Origin of the sequence: Caballeronia arationis (assembly GCF_001544975.2) — a bacterium.
GTDB classification, from domain to species: Bacteria; Pseudomonadota; Gammaproteobacteria; order Burkholderiales; family Burkholderiaceae; genus Caballeronia; species Caballeronia arationis.
Genome location: NZ_FCOG02000252.1, coordinates 1 through 5,219 on the forward strand (window position 1 = coordinate 1; position 5,219 = coordinate 5,219).

Below are 5,219 nucleotides of genomic sequence, written 5' to 3' on the forward strand. Positions count from 1 at the left end.
GCAACACTTGCCTCAGCGAGCCAACCTCCAGACGCTAAACACTAAAACCTCTGTTGCACTTCAGTTTGAAACCGCCCAATATAAACTTGGCGAATGATGAACCTCGACGACCAAACATGATGAGCAAGGACAGGCCCGCGACCTACCTCAACGACCGGCTCGACTGGAACCTCTTGCGGACCTTCCTCGCGATCGCGCGCGAGAAAAGCGTGAGCCGCGCGGCGACAAAGCTGCATCTCACGCAACCGGCCGTGAGCCAGGCGTTGAAGCGTCTGGAGGATCAACTTGGCATGCGGCTCGTCGACCGGCACGGGCCGCGGATCGAAGTGACGCAGGCGGGCATAGAAGTGCAACAGATCGCCGAGGACGTGTACGGGACGATCTCGCGGTTGTCGATCGCGAAGGTGGACCGCGATCACGACATTTCCGGCATGGTCCGCGTCTCCACCGTGAGCGGCATCGACTTCTTCGCCTACGATGAGTTTCTCGCCGGCTTTCATCGCAGCTATCCGCGCATCGAACTGGAGAGCCAGGAGATGCGCAGCGCCGATGTCGTCGCGAGCCTGCAGCAGAAGTCCGCGACGCTCGGGCTCACGCCCCGCCGTGCCTTGCCGAAGAAGATCGAGAGCCGCCTGTTCATGCGCCAGCGGTATGCGCTTTTTTGCGGGCGCCATCATCCGCTCTTCGGGCGCACGGATCTGAAAACCGCCGACCTCGTGAGCGAGAAGTTCGTGTCGTTCACCGGCGACAAGGTCGGCGATCACCTTTCGCCGCTCACTTTCTTTCGCGACGAGATGGGCTTCACCGAGCGCGTGGTGGGATCGTCGTCGAGCATGGCGGAAGTCAAGCGCTTCATCTTCGCGGGGTTCGGCATCGGCTGCCTGCCCGAGCATGTCGTGCGCGAGGACGTCGCGAACGGGCGATTCCAGCGGCTGCCGCCGGATGGCGGCGTCGCCGATCTCGACATCTATCTGCTGTGGTCCGCGGACCGCAAGCAGAGCGCCGCGGAGAGTGCATTCCTCGACGCGCTGCACGGGTTCATCGATGAACGGGAAGCCGGCGAGGCGATACCGGCGTGAACTAGTAGCCGCGCGCAACATCCACCACATTGAGCAGCGGCTCGCCGTTCACGAGCCGTCGCACGTTCTGCGCGACCTGCAGGCCGATCGTCTCCGAACTCGCGACCGACGCCATGTGCGGCGTCACGATCATGTTCGGCGCGCGCCAGAACGGGTCGCCCGCGGGCAGCGGCTCGTTAGGGAACACGTCGACGATGGCGCCGGCGAGATGCTCTTCCTTCAACGCGTTCAACAGGTCGCGTGGCACCAGATGTTCGCCCCGTCCGACGTGGATCAGTTTCGCGCCGCGAGGCAACGCTTCGAGCGTGCGCGCCCCGAGAATACCGCGCGTTTCGTCGGTGAGCGGCAACAGGCACACGAGGATATCCGTGCCGCGAAGGAATGTTTCGAGCGCTTGCGCGCCCGCGAACGTTGCGATGCCCGGCAACTCGCGCGCGCGCCGCGCCCAGCCGCGCACGGAAAAGCCGAGCCGGCGAAGATCGGCGGCGACGCGGCTGCCAATTTCGCCGAGTCCCATCACGCCGACCGAACACGTCGACGGGTCCTGCTGTTCGTAGCGAAGCCACACGCCGCTGCGCTGGTTTGCCATCACACGATCAAGTTGCCGATGAAAATGGAGTACGCCCCAGGTGACGAACTCGCTCATGCCGCGCGCGTGCTGCGGATCAACGACTCGGCACAGCGGCACCCGCGGCAGGCTCGGATCACACAGGATGTTGTCGACCCCGGCCGCGATGCTGTGCACGAGCCTTAGCCTGGGCAGCGCCGCCACGGCGCCTTCGGGCGGATTCCAGCAGACGGCTACATCGGCATCGACGGCGTCGCGGCTGCCGTGCATCGCGACATCGAGTTCGGGCGCCGCACGCAGAATGGACGGCACGAGGTGCGACATGTCGTAGTCGCGGCTGATCAGTACGAGCTTGGTCAATGGTCAGGAGCGGTAGTCAAATGCGCTGTCGTCGATCAGCCGCAATGCGGCGTTCCAGGCCATGTCCATGATCTCGGCGGACTCGTCGCGGTCGAACTGGCTCGCCGTGAGGCGGCAGACTTCGACTGACGGAATCCGCATCGCCGAACCGCCGGCCAGCGCCTGCACCTGGGCCTGACACGCGCGTTCGAGAAAATAGATTTCGTGAAACGCTTCGGCGACGGTGCGGCCTGCGGCAAGCAGGCCGTGATTGCGCAGGATCATCGCCTTGTGCGACCCGAGGTCTCGCACCAGCCGCTCCCGCTCCGCATGATTCAGGGCGATGCCCTCGTAGTCGTGATAGCCGAGCTTCTCGAAGAACTTGAGCGCGTGCTGGGTGATCGGCAGCAACCCATGCTCTTGCGCGGCCACCGCGGTCCCCGCGGCCGTGTGTGTGTGAATTACGAAGTGCAGGTCTTCGCGCGCCATATGGATTGCCGAGTGGATCGTGAACCCTGCTGCATTCACGCGAAATGCCGAGGGATCGTCTTTGGCGCGCTCGTCGATGACGTTGCCCAGATGATCGATTTTCACGAGATCGGAGGGGCGCATTTCATGGAAGAGCACGCCATAGCGGTTGATCAGGAATGTCGGCTTGCCGCCGGGCAGACGCGCGGAAATGTGCGTGTCGATCATGTCTGTCATGCGAAAGTGCGCGATGAGGCGATAGAGCGCGGCGAGTTCGCGGCGGCACTTCCGTTCGTCGCTGTCGGATGTCGTGGCGCTTGCGTGTTGATGCGCTTCTTGCAGTGCTTCCATGTTCAGTGTGTCTCCTTGATCGGCAGGCGGGCCTGGCGCGTAGTGTTCGTCGACGGCGAAGCATCCGTCAAATTGCATGTGCTTATCCTGATCATCAATCGTGCGAATGCTCGGCCGATGCAGCGAATGACAGCACGTCGCGAAGCGGCTCGCCCGCGCGCAGACGTGCGAGCAACGCGGGTTCCGCGCGATCGGATGCGAGCGCCTCCTCGATCACTTCGGAGGCCGTTCCTGCGTCGAGGAACAGCACGCCGTTGTCGTCGGCGAGGACGAGATCGCCAGGCCGCACGAACACGCCGCCGCACTGAACCGGCTCGTTGAAAACGGCGTCGCCCGCATCGAGGCGCTTGGTGGTCAAAAGGCTCGTGCCGCGCGCAAAGACCGGCAGACCGGTCTCGCGCAGTTCAAGCACGTCAGTAACGACGCCGTCGACGACGATCGCCTTCGCGCCCGCAACGAGTGCCGCGCATGCGGTAACGGCGCCTACCGGCGCGTGTGCGTGGTCCCCGTTCATGTCGATGACGAGCACGTCGCCTTTGACGAGTTTCGCCAGCGCGCGATTCACGGCGATGGCGTCGGGGCTCGTGAGTTTAAGCGTCACCGCGCGGCCGACGATCTTCACGTTCGCAACCTGCGCGCGGATGCGGGAATCGGCGAATCCGTGTTCGAGGAAATGGCCGAGCGTCGGGAAGCTGACGGTTTCGAGTGAACGGACGAGGGCCTGCTCTAAAGTGCGGTTCATGTTGGCTCGCGGAAAGGAGTGTTCAGGACAGCCCGACTTCGGCCTTCGGCGCATAGGCCTTCGCGGACAGATCGCGCTTGAGCGTCTCGGCAAGCAGCAGGAGCGCAACGACGGATAGCGCCGCCGATCCGATCATGTACCACGCGACCGAGGAACCCTTGCCCGTGGCGGAGAGCAAGGCCGCCGTGATGATCGGCGTCGCGGCGCTGCCGAGGAGGCCGGACAGCATGTAGCTGATCGAAAGGCCCGAATAGCGCACTTGCGTGCCGAACAGTTCGGCGAGGAAGGTGGCGATGGGGCCGTAGTTCGCGGCGAACGCGGTCATCATCAGCAGGTAGCCGATGAGCGCGAAGGGGAACTCGCGCATGTCGAGGAGCCAGAAGAGCGGGAAAGCGAGCAGCGCTTCCGCGAGGATGCCGCCGACGATCACCGGCTTGCGCCCCACCACATCGGAGAGTCGCCCGAACGCTGGCAGCAGCACGATGCAGACCGCGCACGAGATCAGCGCGATGGCTAGCATGGCATTGCGGGTAAAGCCGAGTGTCTGTGTGCCGTAGGTCAGGCCGAACGCAACGATGAGATTGAAGGACGTACCGGTCGACATCGTCGCGATGCCACCGAGGAGAACCTGCTTCCAGTTCTTCGTGAGCACCTCGACGAGCGGCACCTTGACTTGCGCCGCGGCCTCCTTGACCTTGCTGAATGACGGCGTTTCGGACGTATTCAAACGAATATAGAGGCCCACGCCGACGAGCAGTGCGCTTGCGAGGAACGGAATGCGCCAGCCCCACGACAGCAGCGCTTCGGAGGACATGACGGCGTTGCTGATCAGGAAGGCGAGGTTGGCGATCAGCGTGCCGGCGGGGACGCCCACCTGCACCCATGAGCCGTACAGCCCGCGCTTGCTGGGGGGCGCGTGTTCGACCGCCATCAGCACCGCGCCGCCCCATTCGCCGCCGAGCGCCAAGCCCTGAATGACGCGCAGCGCGAGCAGCAGCACCGGTGCCCACATGCCGATGCTCGAGTAATTCGGCAACAGGCCGATGGCGAAGGTGGCGATGCCCATCGTGATGAGCGAGACGAGCAGCATCGACTTGCGACCGAGTCGGTCGCCGAAGTGACCGAACAGCGCGGCACCGACGATGCGCGCCAGATAGGCAGAAGCGAACGTGCCGAAGGCGAGCAACGTGCCGATGAGCGGGACGAAGCTTGGAAAGAAAACCTTGTTGAAAACGAGCGCCGAGGCGGTAGCGAACACGAACAGGTCATACCATTCTACCGTCGTGCCGATGACACTCGCCACGGCGATCTTTTTCATGTTGGGAGGCGTGCTTTCGGCGTGGGGCAGGGTGCCGGTGGAGCGGGCTTCGGACATGGGGCTCTCCATGAGGACGGTCGGGGTTGGGGGCGATGCGAGCAGTCGCACCGCATGCCGTCTTTATCGAGAGCCAAAAACAATAAGTCCAAATGTGATTCCTAATGCTCTTTATTAATGGCGCGAATGATGGTGTTGGTAGCGCGGATCGCATGGGCGACCGCTGGCGCTTTGTGTGCCATTTCTGGCGAATCCGCTGATCGGCGGACGGGGCTCCATTGAGGGTGTAATTAGTTTTGTGTAAACGGTCATTTGGCAGGAGACTGCCCGTAACAGGAGCGACGATGACCGTAGCCA

At 63.4% G+C, this 5,219-nt stretch carries 5 protein-coding genes; 1 reads left to right on the forward strand and 4 read right to left on the reverse strand.

The genetic code is table 11. The features are described 5' to 3' along the window. Nucleotides 1–119: 119 nt before the first annotated feature. Nucleotides 120–1,079, forward strand: a complete 960-nt coding sequence (locus tag AWB81_RS40285; RefSeq protein WP_062643937.1) for a LysR family transcriptional regulator — start codon at nucleotides 120–122, stop codon at nucleotides 1,077–1,079. Nucleotide 1,080: 1 nt separating this feature from the next. Here the strand turns inward: AWB81_RS40285 and AWB81_RS40290 are convergent, their stop codons facing one another. From AWB81_RS40290 to AWB81_RS40305, 4 genes are all read right to left on the reverse strand, one after another. After that, nucleotides 1,081–2,007 (reverse strand): 2-hydroxyacid dehydrogenase, encoded by a 927-nt coding sequence (locus AWB81_RS40290; RefSeq protein ID WP_062643931.1) that lies wholly within the window; start codon nucleotides 2,005–2,007, stop codon nucleotides 1,081–1,083. 3 nt (nucleotides 2,008–2,010) lie between these two features. After that, entirely contained in the window at nucleotides 2,011–2,805 is a 795-nt protein-coding gene (locus AWB81_RS40295; protein ID WP_062643939.1) for a class II aldolase/adducin family protein, read from the reverse strand. Between the two features lie 94 nt (nucleotides 2,806–2,899). Next, nucleotides 2,900–3,547 carry an RraA family protein gene (locus tag AWB81_RS40300; protein WP_062643933.1) on the reverse strand — a complete coding sequence of 216 codons (648 nt, stop codon included), beginning with the start codon at nucleotides 3,545–3,547 and terminating at the stop codon, nucleotides 2,900–2,902. Between the two features lie 22 nt (nucleotides 3,548–3,569). Beyond that, the gene (locus AWB81_RS40305; protein WP_062643935.1) at nucleotides 3,570–4,922 is read right to left on the reverse strand and encodes an MFS transporter; all 1,353 of its coding nucleotides are present in this window, start codon (nucleotides 4,920–4,922) and stop codon (nucleotides 3,570–3,572) included. Nucleotides 4,923–5,219 lie beyond the last annotated feature (297 nt).

Coding starts and splice junctions, on each gene's coding strand:
- AWB81_RS40285 (WP_062643937.1), top strand. CDS start 120: ATGAGCAAGGACAGGCCCGCGACCTACCTCAACGACCGGCTCGACTGG.
- AWB81_RS40295 (WP_062643939.1), bottom strand. CDS start 2,805: ATGGAAGCACTGCAAGAAGCGCATCAACACGCAAGCGCCACGACATCC.
- AWB81_RS40305 (WP_062643935.1), bottom strand. CDS start 4,922: ATGTCCGAAGCCCGCTCCACCGGCACCCTGCCCCACGCCGAAAGCACG.
- AWB81_RS40300 (WP_062643933.1), bottom strand. CDS start 3,547: ATGAACCGCACTTTAGAGCAGGCCCTCGTCCGTTCACTCGAAACCGTC.